General features: G+C 39.7%; 22 protein-coding genes and 1 pseudogene. 14 read left to right on the top strand and 9 right to left on the bottom strand.

Annotation, left to right across the window (positions count from 1 at the left end; translation table 11 throughout):
- The first annotated feature begins 420 nt into the window (after positions 1 to 420).
- The 4 genes from ACQFX9_RS26510 (at position 421) to ACQFX9_RS26495 (ending at position 5,887) form a co-directional block, all read left to right on the top strand.
- On the top strand, positions 421 to 2,400 hold the full coding sequence (locus ACQFX9_RS26510) for an HlyD family efflux transporter periplasmic adaptor subunit (protein ID WP_427159537.1): 1,980 nt from the start codon (positions 421 to 423) through the stop codon (positions 2,398 to 2,400).
- A gap of 74 nt (positions 2,401 to 2,474) precedes the next feature.
- On the top strand, positions 2,475 to 4,634 hold the full coding sequence (locus ACQFX9_RS26505; protein ID WP_427159536.1) for a peptidase domain-containing ABC transporter: 2,160 nt from the start codon (positions 2,475 to 2,477) through the stop codon (positions 4,632 to 4,634).
- A 291-nt stretch (positions 4,635 to 4,925) separates the two neighbouring features.
- The gene (locus ACQFX9_RS26500) at positions 4,926 to 5,117 is read left to right on the top strand and encodes a hypothetical protein (RefSeq protein WP_427159535.1); all 192 of its coding nucleotides are present in this window, start codon (positions 4,926 to 4,928) and stop codon (positions 5,115 to 5,117) included.
- A 476-nt stretch (positions 5,118 to 5,593) separates the two neighbouring features.
- Positions 5,594 to 5,887, top strand: a complete 294-nt coding sequence (locus ACQFX9_RS26495) for a hypothetical protein (protein ID WP_427159534.1) — start codon at positions 5,594 to 5,596, stop codon at positions 5,885 to 5,887.
- Between the two features lie 89 nt (positions 5,888 to 5,976).
- On the opposite strand, the gene ACQFX9_RS26490 is transcribed toward ACQFX9_RS26495, so the two are convergent.
- Entirely contained in the window at positions 5,977 to 6,909 is a 933-nt protein-coding gene (locus ACQFX9_RS26490; protein ID WP_427159533.1) for an alpha/beta fold hydrolase, read from the bottom strand.
- 407 nt (positions 6,910 to 7,316) lie between these two features.
- Here ACQFX9_RS26490 and ACQFX9_RS26485 point away from each other — a divergent pair, with 407 nt between their 5' ends.
- The 4 genes from ACQFX9_RS26485 (at position 7,317) to ACQFX9_RS26470 (ending at position 10,591) form a co-directional block, all read left to right on the top strand.
- Positions 7,317 to 7,871: a thioredoxin family protein gene (locus ACQFX9_RS26485; protein WP_427159532.1), complete on the top strand. Its 555-nt coding sequence runs from the start codon at positions 7,317 to 7,319 to the stop codon at positions 7,869 to 7,871.
- 70 nt (positions 7,872 to 7,941) lie between these two features.
- Positions 7,942 to 8,670, top strand: coding sequence for a UMP kinase (pyrH, locus tag ACQFX9_RS26480; RefSeq protein WP_103136329.1), 729 nt, complete (start codon positions 7,942 to 7,944; stop codon positions 8,668 to 8,670).
- Entirely contained in the window at positions 8,657 to 9,205 is a 549-nt protein-coding gene (gene frr, locus ACQFX9_RS26475) for a ribosome recycling factor (RefSeq protein ID WP_427159531.1), read from the top strand. The genes pyrH and frr overlap by 14 nt, the downstream gene beginning before the upstream one ends.
- A gap of 513 nt (positions 9,206 to 9,718) precedes the next feature.
- Complete coding sequence (locus ACQFX9_RS26470; RefSeq protein ID WP_427159530.1) at positions 9,719 to 10,591, top strand: MBL fold metallo-hydrolase; 873 nt, start codon at positions 9,719 to 9,721, stop codon at positions 10,589 to 10,591.
- 8 nt (positions 10,592 to 10,599) lie between these two features.
- Here the strand turns inward: ACQFX9_RS26470 and ACQFX9_RS26465 are convergent, their stop codons facing one another.
- A complete protein-coding gene (locus tag ACQFX9_RS26465) occupies positions 10,600 to 10,803 on the bottom strand; it encodes a hypothetical protein (RefSeq protein ID WP_427159529.1) in 204 nt (67 codons plus the stop codon).
- Between the two features lie 8 nt (positions 10,804 to 10,811).
- Positions 10,812 to 11,513: a Coq4 family protein gene (locus ACQFX9_RS26460; protein WP_427159528.1), complete on the bottom strand. Its 702-nt coding sequence runs from the start codon at positions 11,511 to 11,513 to the stop codon at positions 10,812 to 10,814.
- Positions 11,514 to 11,617: 104 nt separating this feature from the next.
- On the opposite strand from ACQFX9_RS26460, the gene ACQFX9_RS26455 reads away from it, so the two are divergent.
- On the top strand, positions 11,618 to 12,220 hold the full coding sequence (locus tag ACQFX9_RS26455) for a TetR/AcrR family transcriptional regulator (protein WP_427159526.1): 603 nt from the start codon (positions 11,618 to 11,620) through the stop codon (positions 12,218 to 12,220).
- Positions 12,221 to 12,446: 226 nt separating this feature from the next.
- Here ACQFX9_RS26455 and ACQFX9_RS26450 read toward each other — a convergent pair whose 3' ends face one another.
- The 3 genes from ACQFX9_RS26450 to kdpF all read right to left on the bottom strand — a co-directional run bounded on the left by ACQFX9_RS26450 (position 12,447) and on the right by kdpF (position 14,423).
- Complete coding sequence (locus ACQFX9_RS26450; RefSeq protein WP_427159525.1) at positions 12,447 to 13,532, bottom strand: Rieske 2Fe-2S domain-containing protein; 1,086 nt, start codon at positions 13,530 to 13,532, stop codon at positions 12,447 to 12,449.
- Positions 13,533 to 13,821: 289 nt separating this feature from the next.
- Positions 13,822 to 14,016, bottom strand: coding sequence for a heavy-metal-associated domain-containing protein (locus ACQFX9_RS26445; protein WP_427159524.1), 195 nt, complete (start codon positions 14,014 to 14,016; stop codon positions 13,822 to 13,824).
- Positions 14,017 to 14,186: 170 nt separating this feature from the next.
- Positions 14,187 to 14,423, bottom strand: a complete 237-nt coding sequence (kdpF, locus tag ACQFX9_RS26440) for a K(+)-transporting ATPase subunit F (protein ID WP_427159523.1) — start codon at positions 14,421 to 14,423, stop codon at positions 14,187 to 14,189.
- 584 nt (positions 14,424 to 15,007) lie between these two features.
- Between kdpF and ACQFX9_RS26435 the strand changes: the two genes are divergently transcribed.
- Together ACQFX9_RS26435 and ACQFX9_RS26430 are read left to right on the top strand one after the other, a co-directional pair.
- A complete protein-coding gene (locus tag ACQFX9_RS26435; protein ID WP_427159522.1) occupies positions 15,008 to 15,391 on the top strand; it encodes a hypothetical protein in 384 nt (127 codons plus the stop codon).
- 94 nt (positions 15,392 to 15,485) lie between these two features.
- Positions 15,486 to 15,686, top strand: a complete 201-nt coding sequence (locus tag ACQFX9_RS26430; protein WP_427159521.1) for a hypothetical protein — start codon at positions 15,486 to 15,488, stop codon at positions 15,684 to 15,686.
- 494 nt (positions 15,687 to 16,180) lie between these two features.
- On the opposite strand, the gene ACQFX9_RS26425 is transcribed toward ACQFX9_RS26430, so the two are convergent.
- Complete coding sequence (locus ACQFX9_RS26425) at positions 16,181 to 16,813, bottom strand: glutathione S-transferase family protein (protein WP_427159520.1); 633 nt, start codon at positions 16,811 to 16,813, stop codon at positions 16,181 to 16,183.
- A 199-nt stretch (positions 16,814 to 17,012) separates the two neighbouring features.
- Here ACQFX9_RS26425 and ACQFX9_RS26420 point away from each other — a divergent pair, with 199 nt between their 5' ends.
- The 3 genes and pseudogenes from ACQFX9_RS26420 to ACQFX9_RS26410 form a co-directional block, all read left to right on the top strand.
- A complete protein-coding gene (locus ACQFX9_RS26420) occupies positions 17,013 to 17,714 on the top strand; it encodes an SOS response-associated peptidase (protein WP_427163010.1) in 702 nt (233 codons plus the stop codon).
- A gap of 105 nt (positions 17,715 to 17,819) precedes the next feature.
- Complete coding sequence (locus ACQFX9_RS26415) at positions 17,820 to 18,341, top strand: photosystem I assembly protein Ycf3 (protein WP_103136341.1); 522 nt, start codon at positions 17,820 to 17,822, stop codon at positions 18,339 to 18,341.
- A 470-nt stretch (positions 18,342 to 18,811) separates the two neighbouring features.
- Positions 18,812 to 19,870: pseudogene (locus ACQFX9_RS26410) on the top strand (transposase); the annotation flags it as partial.
- Here the strand turns inward: ACQFX9_RS26410 and ACQFX9_RS26405 are convergent.
- Positions 19,850 to 20,188 carry a GmrSD restriction endonuclease domain-containing protein gene (locus tag ACQFX9_RS26405; RefSeq protein WP_427159519.1) on the bottom strand — a complete coding sequence of 113 codons (339 nt, stop codon included), beginning with the start codon at positions 20,186 to 20,188 and terminating at the stop codon, positions 19,850 to 19,852. The pseudogene ACQFX9_RS26410 and the gene ACQFX9_RS26405 overlap by 21 nt on opposite strands.
- A gap of 202 nt (positions 20,189 to 20,390) precedes the next feature.
- Positions 20,391 to 20,786, bottom strand: coding sequence for a hypothetical protein (locus ACQFX9_RS26400; RefSeq protein ID WP_427159518.1), 396 nt, complete (start codon positions 20,784 to 20,786; stop codon positions 20,391 to 20,393).
- Between the last annotated feature and the right edge of the window lie 432 nt (positions 20,787 to 21,218).

Here is a 21,218-nt window from a genome sequence, read left to right as displayed (position 1 = left end):
ATATGACAATCAAACATGAATCATGTATGTAATTTAGTTGGCTAAATTACCAATTACTTCATCCTAAAAAAAGGGGGAGAGGAGATAATATTAACTCGCTCAACGTAAGTGAGGATTTTGAGGGAGTTTGAGCGTTCTCCTCTGTGTTCTCTAGACGCTACCAACGCTAGATTTACAAGAAAAATAATTACCGCAGTAGGCAATATTTTCTTGTTCCCCTGCGATGATTATATCAATAATCATCCATAATGTTTGCTAATATTAGTAGCATTTTTCAGTTGATGCCTCAATTTACTCCGAAAGTAATAGGTATCAGTCTAAAGGTATGCAAAATTGACTCCTAAAACTTTGTCGTGAACCACAAAACCTGCCACCATTATTCTGTTTTTTTACACATTGAGCAACAGCAGGTGCAATACTGTGAACACCTTACACCGCCAAGAAAATAATTTTTGGCATCAGTCTAATGAACAGATTCCTGAGCAACTTCCTATACTAGAAGCCAACGAATTTCTTCCCCACTTGGGTAAATGGACAAGTATCGGGGGAGGGATAATATTAACTATCTTTCTAGCAGGAATTGCTCTGACATCGATTTTGAAATACAACGTGACGGTGAAAGTCCCGGCTACAATTCGGCCTGTGGGAGATATTAAGGTTGTACAGTCGTTAATCAGTGGCAAAATTGCCAAAATTGCGGTGACAGAAAATCAGACGATCGCAGCAGGAGAAGCCATTGCATATATTGATAATTCTCGTTTGCAAAATCAAAAAAGTCAGTTAATAAATACTATTGAACAAAGTCAATTACAATTCAATCAAATAGATGCTCAGTTAAGAGAAATTGATACACAAATTGCGGCGCAGAGGAACTTAAATCAACGCCTCACTATGGCTGCACAAGCTGAACTGAGTGGGACACAACGCAACTATACAGATCAGCAAGTTAAAGCTATGGCTGATATGGGACAAGCACAAGCAACTTTGACTTTAGCTAGAATACAACGCGATCGCCTGCAACGGGAAAACCTCCTGCAAGCCACTATTCAAGAAACAGAAGCAGCCTTAGAATTAGCCAAAGTCCAACGCGATCGCCTACAACGGGAAAACCTCCTGCAAGCCAACATCCAAGAGGCGGAAACAGCTTTAAAGCTAGCCAGAGAACAACGCGATCGCCTCCAGCGTGACAATCTTTTAAGCACAACAGTAGAAGAAACAGCCGCAGCTTTGAACTTAGCGAAAGCCCAACGCGATCGCCTGCAACGGGAAAAATTGTTACAGTCTACTATCCAAGAAGCTGAAGCTGCCTTAAATTTAGCCATAGTCCAGCGAGATAGAATGCAGCCGATAGTTACATCCGGTGCGATCGCGCGCAACGTCTATGAGGAAAAAGTCCAAGCCGTCAAATCCGCCGAGGCGAAACTAGCACAAGCCCAAGCTAACGCTAAAAATCTCCTCGAAGAAAAAGCCCAAGCGGTGATTTCCGCCGAAGCTAAACTCGCACAAGCCAAAGCTAACGCTAAAAATCTCCTCGAAGAAAAAGAACAAGCCGTAATTTCCGCCGAAGCCAAACTTGCACAAACCAAAGCCAACGCCAAAAACCTCCTTGAAGAAAAAGCCCAAGCGGTAATTTCCGCCGAAGCCAAACTCGCACAAGCCAAAGCCAACGCCAAAAACCTCCTCGAAGAAAAAGAACAAGCCTTCACCACCGCCCAAGCTAATTTACTCAAAGCCAGAACAGCCCTGAATCCCAGTCATGCACCCGTGATTGTCGCCTCGGAACGTATTCAACAAGAACAGGCTAAAGGTGAAGGGACATTAGCAGCTTTAAATAAAGAAAGAGAAACTCTGCTGCAACAACGCTTAGAATTTCAGACACAACTAGATAAAACTCGTAAAGAACTCCAACAAATTGAAAACGACATCAATCAGAGTGTCATTCGCGCCCCAATTGCCGGAACAGTCTTGCAATTTAACTTACGCAATCCAGGACAAGTAGTGCAACCGAGTGAAGCGATCGCCCAAATTGCCCCTCTCAATGCCCCCATTTTGATTAAAGCTTATGTCCCAGCACAAGAAATAAATAAAGTCAAGCCCGGTCAACAAGTCCAGATGCGAGTTTCAGCCTGTCCCTATCCAGACTACGGCACTCTCAGAGGCACAGTCAAAACCATCGCCGCCGATGCCCTCCCCATTGCCAACAACACCCCATTACCCACCCCACCCAAAGCTGGATACGAAGTAATTATCGAACCTCAAAACCCCTACGTCGGCAGAAGTTACAGGCCATGTCAACTCAAATCAGGCATGGAAGGCCAAGCCGATATCATCTCCCGCCAAGAAACCGTTCTGCGCTTCATTCTCCGCAAAGCGAGATTAATTGCAGATATAGGGGTATAGAGGTGTAAGGGTGTAGGGGAGATTTCACCCGCATACCCATTTCTGAATTTTGAATTTTGAATTTTGAATTAATTATGCTTGGTTTCAAAAAAACTTACCCCTGTGTTTTACAGTTCAGTGAAGAAGACTGTGGCGCAGCTTGTCTGGTGACGATTTGCAGGCGTTATGGACGCTTTTTGAGTTTAAATAAAAGTCGAGAAGCGGTAGGAACGGGACAATTAGGAACAACTTTATTAGGCTTGAAACGTGGTTGTGACAATCTCGGTTTTCATAGTAGAGCCGTGAAAGCTTCGCCTGCTATCATCGATAGAATCAAAGAACTGCGTTTACCAGCAATTATTCATTGGCAAGGCTACCACTGGGTAGTTTTACACGAAAAACGGGGACGAAAATACATCATTGCTGATCCTGCTGTGGGTTTGCGTTACGTTAGTCGGGAAGAGTTAACAGCAGCTTGGAATGGGGTGATGCTGTTACTTGAGCCTGATCCTCATCGTTTTGCTCAACAACCCCAAGAAAAACCCCAAGCCGGTTTTATTCGTTTTCTTCAGCGTCTTTCGCCCTATCGGGGGCTATTGTTCCAGGTATTTCTCCTCAATATTGTCATGGGTGTTTTGGGTTTAGGTACTCCGGTACTGATTCAATTACTCACGGATGATGTGTTAGTGCGCGGAGATACGGAGTTACTTACTGTTGTGGTTATCGCTGTCATAGCGATGACTTTATTTAGTAGCACGCTGGAATTATTGGAATCAACGATGATTGCTCATTTTGGGCAACGGTTGCAATTAGGTTTAGTGTTTGAGTTTGGGCGCAGAATTTTACAATTACCTTTAACTTATTACGAATCACGACGCAGTGGAGAAATCACCAGCCGACTCAGAGATATTAATGAAATTAACCAGTTGATATCACATATCGTGGTGATGTTGCCGAGCCAATTTTTCATTGCTGTGATTTCTTTGGGGTTGATAATTTTTTATAGCTGGCAGTTGGCGATCGCTGTCATTTTAATCGGTGGTTTAATGAGTTTATCTAGCTTGCCACTTTTACCCGTTTTGCAACAAAAAACGCGTAATCTCTTAGTTTTAGGTGCAGAAAATCAAGGTGTATTAGTCGAAACCTTTAAAGGCGCGCAGGTGCTAAAAACTACTAATGCTGCACCGCAATTTTGGGATGAATTACAAAGTCGTTTCGGTCGTTTAGCAAATCTCACTTTCAGCACAATTCAAATTAGCATTATTAACAATACTATTTCTAAGTTTCTTTCGACAATTGGCGGTGTAGTTTTACTGGCTTGCGGTAGTATTCTAGTAATTCAAGGACAATTAAGTATTGGGCAAATGCTGGCTATTAATGCCCTTCAGTTTAATGTGTTGGCATTAATTAGTACATTCGTGGGTTTAATTGATGAATATTTCCGTTCTCAAACTGCTGTTTCGCGTTTATTAGAAGTCATTGATGCCACTCCAGAAGTTGATGAAAAAATCCACAAGCCAGTTGCACAAATAGCAGGGGATACAGATATTCGTTTTTCTCATGTGAATTTCCACCATCCTGGAAGAGTGGATTTATTAGAAGATTTTTCGCTGAAACTTCCTGGCGGAAAGGTGATTGCTTTGATTGGTAAGTCAGGCTGTGGTAAAAGTTCCCTAGCCAAACTCCTGGCGGGTTTATATCAACCCAATTCTGGTAATATCCGCGTTGGTTTTTATAATATTCACGATTTATCCCTTGATTGTTTGCGACAACAGGTAGTTTATGTACCCCAAGAAGCCCATTTTTGGAGTCGCTCCATTTTAGAAAACTTTCGTTTAGGAACGCCACACATTTCTTTTGAAGAAATCGTCACAGCTTGTCATGTTGCTGATGCAGATAGTTTTATTAGTCAACTACCGAATAAGTATCAAACTGTGTTGGGAGAATTTGGCGCAAATCTTTCTGGTGGACAGAAACAACGATTAGCGATCGCTAGAGGAATTCTTACCAATCCACCTATATTAATTTTAGACGAATCTACTGCTGGATTAGACCCAGTGAGTGAAAGTAATGTCTTAGATCGTCTCTTAGAATATCGTCAAGGTAAAACTACAATCTTAATTACCCATCGTCCGAGTGTAGTGCAGCGTGCTGACTGGATTGTCTTATTAGATCAAGGTAAGGTGCAGCTACAAGGTACTCTCGAAAGTTTACTAGCTCAACCAGGAGAACATTTAAAATTTTTGTCTGGTTAAATTAATCGTATCTATTCAAAAATAAAATATGAGTCCTATAGAATGTCTTTCCGCACTAAATAGCCTTATTGAGAAGGCTATTTTTTAGCATTAAATATAACCTATTACTAATTTTAATATCTCAATTTACCATGTCCAATAAATATTAATTATTCATATTTCATGAGTCTAAAGAAGTAAAAACTATTTTAGTAATTATGACTTTGGAATAATTTAAAATATCTGGCTTTATTTAATAATAAAAACATAGGTGATGAAACACCTATATTAAGTAAGTGAGGTAAAAATTTCATGTCACAGCAAATTGCTTTATCTGATTTAATGGTGGATCTATCCACAGACGAACAACAGCTGCTAGCTGGTGGACAATTCCTTGGCGATAGTAGAGAAGATAGTGAAAGATCATCTGATGATGATGAAGGTACCACTCGCCTCTACAGAATTAGCAGCACTGCGCTTGTGAGAGTTCGTAAAATCCGTTAATCATCGTGGTTTGTGGTGAGAGGAGAGACTGATAAAACTACTGCTCATTTAATCTGGCAAGTTTTAAAAGTCTGATATCTTTTTTAAGTTAATCCAATTAACTTAGAAATCAACAAGCTAGATATTATCGCTAATATCTAGCATTCTTACCAGTCACAACGTCTATTCACACCTTGGACTTCTAAAACATATTTATTATGCACCCATGAAATAGTATTATTTCATGGGTGCTTATATATTTTAAATCCGCATATCACATATATATTGAATAGTTTTATATAGGAGAATTCTTGTTAGTTTTAATTATGGAAATTTCAATAAGAATGCTAATTTTAAATATTAAAAACACAATATCTATAGATAGAATTAATTATTATTATTTTTATAACTAAAGATTAGTTTTTTACAAAAAAAATATCTCTATAACAGAGATATAGGTGATGAACACCTATGTAACGTAAGTGAGGAAAAAAATTATGTTGAGTCAAACAATTACATCTGATTTATTGACTGATCTATCCACAGATGAACAACAAGTTTTAGCTGGTGGATATGGACGCTACAGAAAAGGCGGTGGTTGTAATGGTGGAAGTGGTGTTGGTAGCACTGAAGAGTCAACTCCAGCACCAGCACCCTTTAGAGGGGGACGTTTAGCAATCGGCTTCATCATCACAGCAACACCATTTTCTAAGTGTTTAAACGGTTATTCTGGCACTAATGGAGACTCTGGTACTAATGGAGGTGGTGTAGGTTCTGGTGGTGAAGACTAATTAAATCCTGATCACTTGCTCAAAGTTGAATTTGAGCAAGTGGGGAAAATATTTTCAGGTTTTACTAGAGACGTTGCATAGCAATGTCTCTAGTTATTTTGTGGAGTATTGAGTTTTTCTGCTGCTAACATACTGGAACGTTCCCAAATCCAGTCTTGTATGATTGGGTTGACTAATTCTGGTGCTTCATCTTGAGGGCAATGTCCTACACCTTCTAGGGGGATAAATTTGAGGACTTGGGGATAATTAGCTAGTTCTCGACCTAAATCTATAGGTTCCCACGGGTCAGCAGTTCCCCACAAGATAATTGCTGGACAAGGTAATTGTGGTAGAAGGTCTTCTGGTAGAGGCCCTGTAGAATAGGATGTAAACGCCAAAAATACGGCGACTGCACCAGGATCTTTGGCTGGCGCGGTGAGAATATCGACTAGTTCATCTGTTACTATCTCGGCGTTAGCATAAGCTTGCAATAAGATTTTACGGACTGTTTTTGGTTGTGCTACTTGATCAAAAAAGAATTTGCCTATAGGTTTAATAGATAATATGCGTTGTAGTATGGGCGCGCCAACGCGACGCGACCAAGGTAAAGTGGCTCGTTTGCGATCGTGCAGTAATCTTAAAGAACAATTAATTAAGGTGACTCCTAATGCTGTGTCTGGGTAACTGACGGCTGCTTGCATGACGACAATACAGCCAATGGAATTTCCCACTAGGAAAGCGGCTTCACCTATGACTTCACGACAAAAATCAGCTATTTGCTCTCCCCAAGTTTCTAGTGTGTAAGTCATTTGGGTGTCTGGTTGTGGTTTAGCTGAAGCTCCAAACCCAATTAAATCTATGGCATAAACACGACAATTCGCTGCTAATACGGGGATATTTTTCCGCCAATGCAACCATGAAGCACCGAAGCCGTGGACTAGAACCACAGCCGGGCCATGATTTCCTTGAGTTTGATAGCAAATGGGAAAACCTCGCCACATCCAGGTTTTTGGGGAGTCAAGGCCGATTATTGAATTAGTCATCAGAAATTATAAATACTAAAAAATTTATTTATGATTGATTCAATATAATTTTAAACTTTTGTAAAACTTTATCAAGCATTTGTGTCTAGGAATACCTACATAGGGGTGTAGCCTATAGAGACATCTGCTTTAAATAGGTTGAGATGAATTTCAATAATCAAATTAGATTCCTAGATGAATTAAAAGTGTTGAGACCCTAGCTCATTGTTGATAAACAATTAGCAAAGATTTGATAAAGAATATTCTAGCAAAACCAACTTAAATTCAGTAGTTTTACAAGTTGCGTATCCACAATCAGCCTATAAGATAGATTGATTATTAAGCATCTGCTAATAAGTAGCTTGCACATCCAACATGGTGCAAACTTAATTTAAATTTTTATCGCTAGTACCTTTCAGCGAAAGACAATGACTAGAGTTGAAACAATTGGTACTCCTGTTGGTGACTATGCACCCGATTTTGAATTGCCTGGCATTGACAATCAAGTACATCATTTGAGCCGTTATTTAGATAATTTTGGTGTAGTAGGTGTTGTTTCCATACGCCACCACTGCCCCTATGTGAATTTATACATTAATAGATTAAAGGAAATTCAGAAGGAGTTTGCTACAGCCGGATTTGTTTTAATTGCCATTAATGGCAGTGATAATACTGGGCTTCCTGGTCATAATTTAGAAAATATGAGAGATTTTGCCCAGAGACACCAGTTAAATTTTCCTTACCTGTGGGATTCAACCCAAGATGTCAGTCGGAGTTTTGGCACGATCGCCACACCAATGGCCTTTGTGATAGATAGTCATGGTATATTGCGATATAGAGGACAGATTGACAATCACCCTCAAAAACCGTTAGCCAAGAGTGAAGACTATCTCAGAGATGCGATCGCAGCTTTGTTGCAAGGGAAAGAAATACTTATACCGGAAACAGAACCAGTCGGCACCCCAATAATCTGGCGTATCTAGACATAGATAGTCACACTACTGCTATCTTAAATTGGAGGCAATTGCAACTTTTTTGATAAAGCGTGACTTCATGGGAACGAATTACCGACGGGTTTTACTTAAACTGAGCGGTGAAGCCTTAATGGGCAACATGGGCTATGGCATTGATCCAGAAGTGGTCAAGGAAATAGCCCAAGAAATAGCAGAGGTGATAGCCACAGGCGTTCAGATAGCCATCGTCGTAGGTGGCGGTAACATCTTTCGCGGCGTAAAAGCAGCCTCGGCGGGAATGGACAGAGCCACCGCCGATTATATTGGGATGATTGCCACAGTCATGAATGCCATGACACTGCAAGATTCACTAGAACGAATAGGAGTGCAGACGCGAGTCCAAACCGCGATCGCGATGCAAGAACTAGCAGAACCATATATTCGTCGTCGCGCCATCCGTCATCTTGAAAAAGGTCGGGTGGTTATTTTTGGTGCGGGTTCTGGCAACCCATTTTTTACTACAGATACTACAGCAGCATTAAGAGCCGCAGAAATTGATGCGGAAGTTATCTTCAAAGCTACTAAAGTAGATGGTATCTATGATGCTGACCCGGAAATTTATCCTAATGCAAAACGTTACACTACTCTGACCTACGCTCATGTTTTAGCGAACGATTTGCGGGTGATGGATAGTACCGCGATCGCTTTGTGTAAGGAAAACAATATCCCCATTTTAGTTTTTGACCTAACAGTGCGCGGTAATATTCGCCGTGCAGTTTTAGGAGAATCTATCGGTACCCTTGTGGGAGGTTCGTGTGAAATTAGCTGAAGCTGAAAGTAAAATGCAAAAAACCGTTGAAGCGACTCAACAAGCCTTCAACACCATTCGCACTGGTCGCGCCAATGCCAGTCTACTAGATAAAGTCCAAGTAGATTATTATGGTTCACCTACACCGTTAAAATCTTTGGCTAATATCAGTACCCCAGATGCTACAACTATCCTGATTCAGCCCTACGATAAAAGCAGCTTAAACTTAGTCGAGAAGGCAATTTCCCTCTCAGACGTAGGTTTAACACCCAGTAACGATGGGTCTGTGATTCGCTTAAATATACCACCTCTAACCAGCGATCGCCGTAAAGAACTAGCCAAAATTGCAGCTAAATACGCCGAAGAAGGTCGCGTGGGGATTCGTAACATCCGCCGAGATGCTATAGACTCCATCCGCAAACAAGAGAAAGCTTCAGAAATTTCTGAGGATGAATCCAAAGACCTACAAGATAAACTGCAAAAACTGACCAATCAGTACACCACCCGAATTGACCAGTTGCTAGCAGATAAAGAAAAAGACATCAGCACTGTTTAAGTAGGAAATAGAGAATAGCGTTTTCTGTCATGGATAACAGGGGAAAAGCAAAGTGTAAATTCATTTGCTTTTCCCCTTCATATTATGTAATGGCAGTAGATTCTGAAATTTAAGTAATCATATCAGTTTCAAAATTTCCTAAGTAACGGCTACCCTGGCTTTATGGAATTCAAGCAGCAAGAAATCATGGCTAAAAAAGGTAGTTACGGGGAGTATATCTGTGGCCATTGTGGTGCTACAGACATGAAGGTAATCAGATATGTTGATAAAGGCTATGGCACTATACGTATCGTTTTGAACTGTAATAAATGTAGAAATGAAGATTACTTTGACAGTACAGGAAATTAACCTCAAGGAATTTTAAATTTTTATAACTGAATTTCTCTCTGGAATGATAGATGCAGACAGGGGCGGGATATATTCCGCCCATATATCTCTGGTGGTGCTGATGGATGCAGGTGGATTTTGCTAGCGTGGTGAAATAGGAGCTAGCTAGGCACACAGAGGTATGATATGGCTCATTTAAATCTTCGTCGCTCCCAAAATGTCAACGGCGATTTTTACGTTGATACTACTTGTATTGATTGTGATACCTGTCGCTGGATGACTCCTGAAGTATTTTATCGAGTTGATGAACAATCGGCAGTACATCATCAACCAACCACAGAAACTGAAAGATTAGCTGCTCTCCAAGCTCTTTTAGCTTGTCCCACTAGCTCTATTGGTACAGTAGAAAAGCCGCAAGATATCAAAATTGTTCAACAAAGTTTTCCGCTTTTAGTCGCAGAAAATGTTTATCACTGCGGCTATCATTCCGAAAAATCCTATGGTGCTGCTAGCTATTTTATTCAACGACCAGAAGGCAATATATTGGTAGATTCTCCCCGATTTACACCACCTTTAGTCAAAAACATAGAAGCAATGGGAGGAATTCGTTATTTGTATCTGAGCCATAAAGATGATGTGGCAGATCATCAAAAATTTGCTGCACATTTCCAGTGCGATCGCATTCTCCATGTTGATGATATTACTACGGGTACTCGCGATGTAGAAATGCAACTGACAATTGCAGAACCATTTGCACTTGCGCCAGATTTGTTAATTATTCCTGTTCCTGGTCACACTAAGGGACACACAGTTTTACTGTATAAAAATCAGTTTCTGTTCACTGGCGATCATCTAGCTTGGTCAGAAAGTCGCCATCAGTTAGCAGCATTTCGTGATTATTGCTGGTATTCGTGGTCAGAACAAATTAAATCAATGCGAAAATTGGCCAATTATAGCTTTGAGTGGGTTTTACCAGGACATGGGCGACGATTTCATGCTGATGTTGAAACTATGCAACAGCAAATGCACAAGTGTATTGAGTTGATGGAAAGTTTGTAATAAGTGTTTCAAGCCCAGTATTCGGGTTGAATTAACTCATTGGCGATCGCTATTAAACTAGCAAAGTCAATCTGACTCCAGAGTATCCAAAATCTAACTTGGGCGCGATGACGTTGCCTATCTGTGGAATTGGTAACGCGCCATAGGTGAATAACTAGGGACAACCAAGGGTAGGTGCGGCGAATCAACCACCAAAACAACTTACAGAACATACTAAAACTTAGGCAAGGGCAAATTCGCCAGCTTTAACTGGTTGCACATTCAGTTCTTTACGCCATACCTCCACAGGTTTTTCCCACGCTGCTTCCCATTTTTGAGCAATCAACGGTTTGGCATTTTTGCCCATTTCCCATCCGCGTGCGATCGCCCGCAAAAGAGGTGAAAGTGTTTGTGGTTCTAGCACAGTAGCAGCAATCAAAGCATTGGCAATCAGCAAACTGGCTAAAGGTAATTGGAACTGCGCCAGATAAAAGGCTTGTAAGCCAATTTCCTCGACACCGTTGACATCAAATCCGGTAATGATATGCCAAATATCATGGGTTTCCTGCCAACGATGTTCTACGTAACTGGTATCAGAATTAATCTCAATGTTTAAATCTATGACTTCAAACCCATATGCTTTCATTGTGCTGGCGTAGGTATATCCCAACGAGTCTGGAGGATATTGCAGTAAAGCTGTTAAATCATGGCGAGGCGCAATGTAGCGTTCTTGGATGATGTCTGCGACTTCTGGCGTGGTTTTCATGGCTGCAACTGCTAATTGAAAGGAACGACTATCAACCAGACTATTGCTCAATTCCCAGACAGGTTCTAGATTACCGCTTTCATCAAACAGCATAGTTACAAAGGCTTTGATGCCTTTGAGTTTCCGTACAAGAGATGAAAAGTTAATCCCAGTGGGTTGATTGACGATGGATTGCATGATGTGACCTCTGAGGAGATAGAATAAACATGAACACTGTTCATATTTACTAATATATGAACAGTGTTCATGTTTTGTCAACTATGATCTGTTAAATTTCCAGCATGAGACGACAACCCAAACAGACGCGTAGCCAAGAAAGAGTGCATCACATCTTGGATGTAGCAGAACAGTTATTTATTGAACTGGGATATGAGCAAACCACCACAAGAGCGATCGCCACTCGTGCTGGTGTTCCTGTCGGGTCGTTGTATCAGTTTTTTCCCGACAAAGAAGCGATAGTGCGATCGCTAGCTAATCGGTATTTTGAGCAGGAATATCAGCTATTTGTGCAACTTCATGCAGAACTAGCAGAAGTTGAAATTGCCACCTATGTAGATCGAATAGTGGAGGCGTTTGATGAGTTTGCCCAGACACATCCAGGTTATCGTGCTGTGCTGGCTCAATTAATTGACCTGATGACGGTTGCGGATGCTAGTAACTTCAATGAATATGACCAGCAAATACTCACAGAACTGGCTCATTTCTTGTCACGGCGTAATCCTGGACTCGATTCCATGCGCTGCCAACTGATAGCAACAACCGTGATTAAAGTCGCCAATGAGCTGCTATGGCTATCCTTTACCCGTGAGCAACTACAGCGACAACAACTAGTAGCAGAAACCAAAATCTTACTTACCGCTTATTTACAAACCTATCGAATTTAACTCAATGCTAATTGCTAGTGAAATAGTCAATCAACTAGCTAAAGTGCAGTCACAGCAAAAATTAGTGTCAATTTATACTATTTTAATTTCTTTTAGTCGATATACTCATGATTAGGTTCTACCTGGGAAATGTGAAGTGGCTTTGCCACTTCTTTTTATGGGTGCAATTGCCTGATGGAGAAAAGTAAAAAGTCATGTTACAGAACTTTTTACTTTCTACCTTTATTTAGTCATTAGTCATGGTATCACGCCATTTTTCTTGGTTATCCTTCATTTCTGCTTCAGGCGATCGCGCTAATAACCAAGTCTTCCATCTTAAAGGTTTTTGTCTCTCCACATGATGAATTAATTGCATAATAGATACATCTGCTTTGATGGGAGTTCTGAAATCAAAATTAATTGTTTGCAAAATTTTTGCATCATCTTTGATAAAGTGCTGAATAAAAATATTAGTCAACCACAGCACAAAGCGATTCACTAACCAACCGATAAACCCAGGACGTTTTTTAGTTAAAAAGACAGATTGAATCTGTGATTTACCATCATCAAGCATCCGCATTGTAAACATGATATACAAATGCAGCATATCTGGCCCGACAGTTACAGTAAAAGTGCTGCCATACCAATAGGAAATACTATAAACATTATTCTTGTATATCGGACGCAGTAATTTAAAGAATTTACTATCTTTATTACTACGTCTTTGTTTGGTAAAAACAATAGCATTTTGATTGAGTTCCTGTTTTTCAAAAGTAATATCTAACGGTAGTTTATGTACAGCATAAAAGTGTTGTACATCAATGGAATTAATCATCACAATATGAGGGTGGCATTTCATCAAAAACCGAGAACCTACGACACTTTCACACTCATGAAACTCTAACTCTGGAACAAAGGGTAGAGGTTGTCTAGGATTTTCACCAGTCCAAATCCAAATTAATCCATATTTCTCAGCCGTCGGCCAGGTTTTTAACTTCAGGGGCAGGGGTTCTTCCAAACAAGGTATTTCTACACAAATTCCCTGATTATTAAAACTCCAGTGATGAAAAGCACAGCGTAAATTATTGCCTTCAACTTTGCCCTCTGCTAAGTCAGCACCCATGTGTGGACAGTAGGCATCTACAATTACTACTTGCTCATCTTCACCACGATAAATAACTATTTTTCTCCCTAAAATTGTCATAGGTTTTACTTCACCTACAAGCAAATTTTTAGAGGGTATTACCCAATACCACCCTTCAATGAAACGTTCGGGATTATTGAAATTTTTCGGTTTACGAATTGGTTGAGGAGACTGAAAATTAACATCCATTTTAAGGTTTCACTGATAAGTGAAGCGGTTGACCTACAAATAACACAAGGATTTGATAAAAACAGTTATTTTGAGTACGTCAGACCAGTTTTGGATGCTAGTATTTTGAATTAAAAATTTAATTATGATGCAATATAGTTCAGTTATCGGTAACGGTAAAAGATAAAAAGACTGATATAAAATATCTTGAATTATGATGCGATTTCAAAAGTTTATTGATAAAAAAATAATCCCGATTACTTTGTGAAATCGGGATTTGAAAATTTGGTATAATCTGCTATACAGTAAACTAATTAGCAGGATAGCCAGCCGCCGCTAAAGCATCTTTGATAGCTGTTTCTGAAGCTTGTGATTCCACATTAACTAATTTTGTTTGAGGATCAGCCTCAACTATCGCCTCAGCATCAACGCTTTTGACTGCATTAGTAATCTTGCTTGCACAAACCGAACAAGACATATTGGGGACTGTGAGTTGGATTGTCATAGATTTACGGAAATTCAGTGGTCTGCGCTTTTATCATATCTAGGGAATAGATAAGACTAAAGCTCAAATAGCAACATAATCGGAGCAGAAATTTAGTTTATCTCAATTTGCCCTTTCCTGGTGGACAGGCTATGGCAACTCCCAACTATTCACAAGCATCGCTTGATTCATTAAAATCGCTCTGGCTGAAAAATCACCACAAACAGATAAATGCAAAGACTTAAGGTGACTATTCCTAAAGTAGCGATCGCGTAAGATGCTGTCCGTGATAGCTGGATGCTAGTTGCAGCTTGTACTTCTGATGCTAGCAATACATCCACACACAGTAATACAAACAAAGATACAGGAAGCCTGTAACGTTTAATACGCAAAAAATTAAATAATTCTAAAAAATTTGGACTACTCATCAATTATATTATCCTGATTCAGTTACGCTCATCGTATCGTCACGATGAGAATTTTAACTATTATCAGCTACTAACAGCAAATAACATCGGTATTTTGATTAATTTCCATACTAAGGGAACACAAAAAATAAATTATCCCAAATAAACAGCTTAGTAGGGTGCGTCAGTGCAAGAAAACCTAACTATACCAAGAGATTATTCATACTGACGCACCCTACAGTTTGGATATTTTTTTATCTGGAAGTCCCTAATATTCAACATTAGTGTAGTGCTTTTAGCTAATTACAAAATTCTACACAGGTTAAATATTTACAGATTTACTCACTATACTTTCAGTATTGATTACCAGTAAATCAGTGTCAGACGACAATTTATCGAAATTTACTTTTATTTACATAAATATAGATAAAATGTTGAGTTTTTTATCTATTATCTGCCATTTAATACCTAAAGTCTCACTTAAAAATTATCACATCAGTTGTTAAACTAACTTCGATAGAAGCTTAACGATTAACACGAGAATTTCAATTAGGGAGATTTCCCTGTTCCTTTCACTTTCTAATTTCATTAAATTGGAGATAATCATGCGACGCTTTGTTTTTCCCATACTCATTTACATAGTAATTGCTGATATATTAGTATCAAAATCTGCTACAGCTACTCCAAAGGTAACTCCTGTCAATCATGAACAGAATCCTGTGACTGTTGGCGGTTTTTTTGATGATGTTCAAAAAGGTATAGAAGACTTAAATAATACAATTAGAGGTGTGAGAAATACCGTTAATGAAGTTAATCAACTACAAAATGACATCAACGGTAAAAATACTCAAAACACCCCGAATAATCAGGATAATACGATAAATCCTACTCCAGAAACAGAAAAAACACCATCCACACAACAGCAACCTCAACACCATAATTCCCAACCTAGTCAACCAGAATCACCAATGAATGAATCTGGTAGATAATTGATAAAGAATTGTATTAGTCAGAGAACAAATATTCCTACACTTCATATACTGGATCGTATTCCTAAAACCATTAGCACAAGGAGGTGCGGAAATGGTTCACACTTACGAGGTATTGGTAGATATTAAAGAATTTGCTGATCTAACTAATAGTATCTGCCAACGTGGAACATCCAGATTTGAAGTCATGGCAGAGTCAAAACAAAATGCAGATACTATGGCTAGAAGCCAAGCTAGAAAAGAACATCCTAACGGTACAGAATATGATGTCAGGGTCACAAGACTACTGAGATAACACTCTGACGATTGTAAAATTTTTGCTCACTTTCAATAGGGCTGTATAGCAGTATTTTTCAGAAGTCAAGTTCGGATTAATCTTAGTTAGCATCGGTAAAATCTTCACTTCTCAGCAAAATACCGTTAATACAGCCTCTTAAAAACTGATGTTTTTTGCTTAACATTTCGTAATTAATAGAAGTATTCTGAAAAATTAACTCAACTATTTGTTAACTAGTCGCTTTGATAACTTATACCGTTTCTTGATGTAGCTTGCCTGGCGTAGCCATAGATGCACTTTATTCTGTACTGTAGAGACGTTGCATGCAACGTCTCTACATAATTTATTTGGCGCAACTTCAGAGAGAATTTGTATTACATATCTTGTTTTTTGACTAATGTACGGGCGGGTTGAACCAAAATATCTGTTTTCTAATTATGAATATCCCACAGAACCCGCTCCTAATGACTAATGACTAATGACTAATGACTATTAACTGTTATCCCTCCGCTTCACCAATCAAAACATAACTGCGCTTCGTGGGTGATATTGATATATCTTGGTTGATTTTTTACTCGTTCTATCCAAGCTAGAATTGCCGGAAACTGTGTTAAATCAAACCCTCCTTCATCAGCAACATGAGTATAAGCAAATAAAGCAATATCGGCAATTGTGTAGCGTTCGTCTACAAAATAATTATGTTGACGTAAATGATTTTCCATAACTTTTAAGGCTGCATAACCTGGTTCGCGCTTTTGTTCTAGCGCGGTGCGATATTCTTGCGCTTTTCCTAAAATAGACATCCAAAATCTTGATGTCGCAATATATGGTTCATGGCTATATTGTTCAAAAAATAACCATTGCATAACCTGCGCTTTTAAATAGCGATCGTAAGGTAGAAATTCTGTGTTTTCGCTAAGGTATAATAATATAGCATTCGATTCAGCTAAATATTTTTCTGGGGCAAGCTCTAATACAGGAACTTTACCGTTAGGATTTTTACTTAAGAATTCTGCTGTACGGCTTTCTCCCTTTAATATATTCACCTCAACTCTCTCAAATGGTATGCCCATTTGAGTTAGTAAAAGGCGTACTTTATAGCAATTACCTGAAAGTAAAAAATCGTACAGACGCAATGTTTCCATATACAAAATATGAGAGATAATAGGTGGTTAATTTAGGGTCTAAAATACAATACCTTACAAAATCATTACTAATAAACAGGATATTTTGGGATTTTTCTACCTTTATTTACGAGAATATTAATTATCTGAATAAATAAAAACAATATTCTTTAAATTTGATATTTAAGTGTTTTATTTGATGCAATCATTAATCAAAATTATGTGTGGCAGATTCACTTTAACCCAGTCAGCACAAGCTTTAGCCGATTTTTTCCAAATACAAGAAGTTCCAAATTTGACGGCGCAATATAACATTGCGCCTACGCAAATGGTGGCGACAGTGCTGTACAATCCCACTGACAACAAACGACAATTACAGCATTTGCGTTGGGGCTTAATTCCCTCTTGGGCTAAAGACCCCAATATCGGGGCAAAGTTAATTAACGCTAGATCTGAGACTGTTGCTGAAAAACCTTCTTTTCGTTCCGCCTTCAAAAAGCGTCGTTGTTTAGTGGTAGCTGATGGCTTTTATGAATGGCAAAAACAACAAAGCACAAAACAGCCATTTTATTTTCGTCTGGGAGACGGAAACCCCTTTGCTTTTGCTGGTTTGTGGGAAAAATGGATTTCCCCTGCTCAGGAAGAAGTAATCTCTTGTACAATTTTGACAACGACAGCCAACGAGCTATTGCAATCTATCCATGATCGAATGCCGGTGATTATTGACCCCAAAGATTACGATACATGGCTAAATCCTGAAATCCAGACAGCACAAAAACTACAGCCTTTATTATCTCCCTACTCAGCCGCAGCCATGACTGCCTACCCAGTTAGCAAATTGGTTAACAGTGCAAAAAACAACACTCCAGAATGTATCATCGCAACCGACGAACAGAATCAACTCCCAAATCAGTTAAATTAACTAATGAGGTACTGGGTATGAGGAATTTTGGATTTGAGATTGAAACTCAATTCAGAATTGAATCACCTAGTCCCCAGTCCCTGATCCCCGATCCCCAATAACAGTATGCCAAGAACGCAAAAAAACGATAACTTTATTGATAAATCTTTTACAGTCATGGCAGATATTATTCTCAAGATACTGCCAGCTAACAAAAAAGCCAAAGAAGCATTTGTGTATTATCGAGATGGGATGTCCGCCCAGGCTGAGGGTGAGTATGCTGAAGCCCTAGAATACTATGAGGAAGCCCTATCTTTAGAGGAAGATCCCAACGATCGCGGTTTTATTCTCTACAATATGGGTTTAATCTACGCCAGCAATGGTGATCATGATAAAGCTTTAGAACTTTATCACCAAGCGATCGAACTCAATCCCCGCTTACCCCAAGCTTTAAATAATATTGCGGTAATTTACCACTATAAAGGCGAAAAAGCCAAAGAAGCTGGAGATAATGACGGTGGCGAAGCACTTTTTGACCAAGCAGCCGATTATTGGGTAAGAGCAATTCGTATGGCTCCCAATAACTACATTGAAGCCCAAAACTGGCTCAAAACCACCGGCAGAATGCAAATTGATGTGTTCTTTTAGTCATTAGTCATTAGTCATTAGTCATTAGTCCATAGTCAAACCCCTTGAACAAAATTTAGGGGGTTTATATCCCCATTGCAACACGTAATTGCGTTAGCGTACCACTCCGTGGAAGCAAGCTACGCGGTAGCGTCTCGTAGAGAAGCGGGACGAGAGCATCGTTGCGAATTGCGAATTGCGAATTGCGAATTGCGAATTGCGAATTGCGAATTGCGAATTCTCACTTCTTGCACCTAACGTAGATACCCGTAGAAAGCCAATAGACAGCACAAAACTATAACAAGATTCAAATAAGGATAGATAAGTAAATTTAGTTATAAATAGAACGTAAATGCCGTAATATTGCGTAGAAAGTAAGATTTCCGCGTCGGCGGTTACTTTTTCGCCGAAGACATGGATATGTTTGCCTTTGATACTTAAAACATGAGAGAAAAGGCGTGAAATACTTGAATTAAACAAAGCACTGATTAATGCTTGCCCACGCCCAAAAACTAGTTTATAGCCTGAAAGAACTGATGCCAACGCAGTACCAGAAAGATAATTTAGAAGCTATGCTGGCATTATTTTTAGAGGCACAAGGACACCCATTACCCGAACACAGTCAAACAAAATCTCCAAGTGCAATCAGCCGATTTCTCAATATCAATCCTTGGTCAACTAGGGAGATGATTCGTGTTGTTCGTTCCACCGCATTACAAACAGTACTCAAGGTTTTAGCATCATCTGCTAAAGGAAGAAAACCCTTTTTACAAGTAATAATTGACCTAACGACTTTAGAGAAACGAGGTAAATTTCAAGAGTTTAGTGATTTAATCAGAGTCTACAATGGTAAACGCGGTTTGCATCTGGTCGTGGTTTATTTGGTAATTGGAAGATGCCGTATCCCTTGGAATTTTAGGGTTTGGAGAGGTAAGGGAACGCCTTCCCCTGCAAAGCTAGGACTGAAACTCGTGAAACGTTTACCGCAATCTTTAACTCAACATTTCCAGACAATTATTTTAGCTGATACGGCCTTTGGCAGTATAGAATTTCTTGAGGGTGTACGTCGTCTGAAATATCATGCTATTACTGGTGTATCTATTAGCCGTAAATTAGCAGATGGTAGACTTTTAAGACGCTTACATCAGCAAGGGCAACAGGTTTATCTGTTTGGGTTAAGCTTTCCTGTTACTGTTTCTTGGTATTACTTAAAACGCGATAATGGCAAACTAGAAAAACGTTTTATTTTATCTACTCGCCCGATTAAAGCTTCTACTCTTAAATGGTGGGGTAAGCGTCGATGGCAGATTGAGGGATGGTTCAAAACCGCCAAGCACCGTTTTGGTTTACATCGCTTTGGGCAAGGAACTCTGCTGGGTATGTATCGTTGGCTTATCCTTTCTCTCACTGCTTATCTCATAGCCCATTGGAGTTATCTGCATACTCAGTCAGCATCACCACCTGATTGGGGTCAAGCTGCACAACTAGCTCTTGAATCTATTTTCCCTCAATTAGTAGTGTATCTTCTTTTACTTAACATTGAACGCCTCACTCCTCTTGCACGTAGTTGTGGTTTTGACATTCATATTTCCAGGTGCAAGATGTGAGTTAGGGCTACGATATTGTGGTTCTCCGGCGCTATCAACGAGTCGGGGTTTGAATTGGGCTTGCTGGTTACTTTGCTGAAGCATCATGACTGCACCAATGGGGTAAGCAAGAGAGATGCTGGCAAGCAGACGGCGCACACGAGCATCATCCCAAACCCAATCTCTCTGAAAATCTGGCAGTTGGATGCGTCCAGTTTTTATGTCTTTTAAAATGTCGAGTAAAGGGTATTTAGTAATGTCAAATGTGCTGATAGAGTGCATTTGCTGCTCTGAAGTATTTATCTTTTGGTCACATACTGCAAGCGCAGATAAATTAAATGTTTTGAATGTATTGTGTGAAATCTTAGGTTGATGAAATATCACTTATCTTCATGGAAATGAATACAGATGTAAGCCAGCATAGAGTGCTTTATACTTCATCATCAAGAGGTTTTAGAATGAGTTAATCGTAAATCACGAACAGTTAGTTAACAGGAAAGTTGGGAAGCAGAATTATTTGTTGATTGCTCACAAGTTGTTTAAATTGATTGAGTAAATCAGCCTGACGCAGCAGAAAAGGAATGTAATGGGGTCGTCTGTCAAAATTGCTACCCCAGTCTTTGATGGTGTGAGGACTTAACCCTGTGGCCTGTGCCAGAGCTTTGATACAAGCTTTGCGATATCCTCTGGCTGGGTCAATATTTACCCACCTACGACAATATTCCATCGGCTCCAAAGGCAGCTGACGGATTGCATCAATCCTCTGCTCTTCTGGACTAGGGGAAAGTCTCACAAACAATTTGGGCTGGTAAGGGATGGGCAAGTACCAGATGGCGGTTAGAGTAATTTGGTGTAGGCTGCCTGTTGTTGATTTGTTCATTCAAAAGTGAAGGCAACTGCTCTTGTACTCAAGCCGCAGTCTGATACAACAGTTTACAGATTAAGTAATCTCTGCCCACAATGCCAGTGTTTTGGTCGGAAATTCCGATTAAATTATTTTTGCGGATAATCGGGGGGTAAGACAATTTTCCTGATCTGGTTGAGCATATCCGCCATTCTCAGAACGTGCAGAACGTGATCAGGACGCTTTTCACAATTAGCCCCCCAATCGTTAATTGTACGGGGACTTAAGCCTGTGGCTTCCGCTAGAGCGGCTACACAGGTTTTTCTATAACCCCGTTCTCAGGTTAGGTGATACTTCAACCCAACGTTGGCAGTATTCTAAAGGCTCCAAAGGTAGTCTACTGAGTACGTCGATTCTATATTGGGTTGAAAGCGCATCGCTGTCCATTACCTTATATCAGGGGTTGTA

It is taken from the genome of Aliinostoc sp. HNIBRCY26, from assembly GCF_050235535.1.
Lineage (GTDB): Bacteria > Cyanobacteriota > Cyanobacteriia > Cyanobacteriales > Nostocaceae > Trichormus.
The sequence above is the reverse complement of the archived record's forward strand: the minus strand, read 5'-3'. Positions and strand labels throughout refer to the sequence as shown.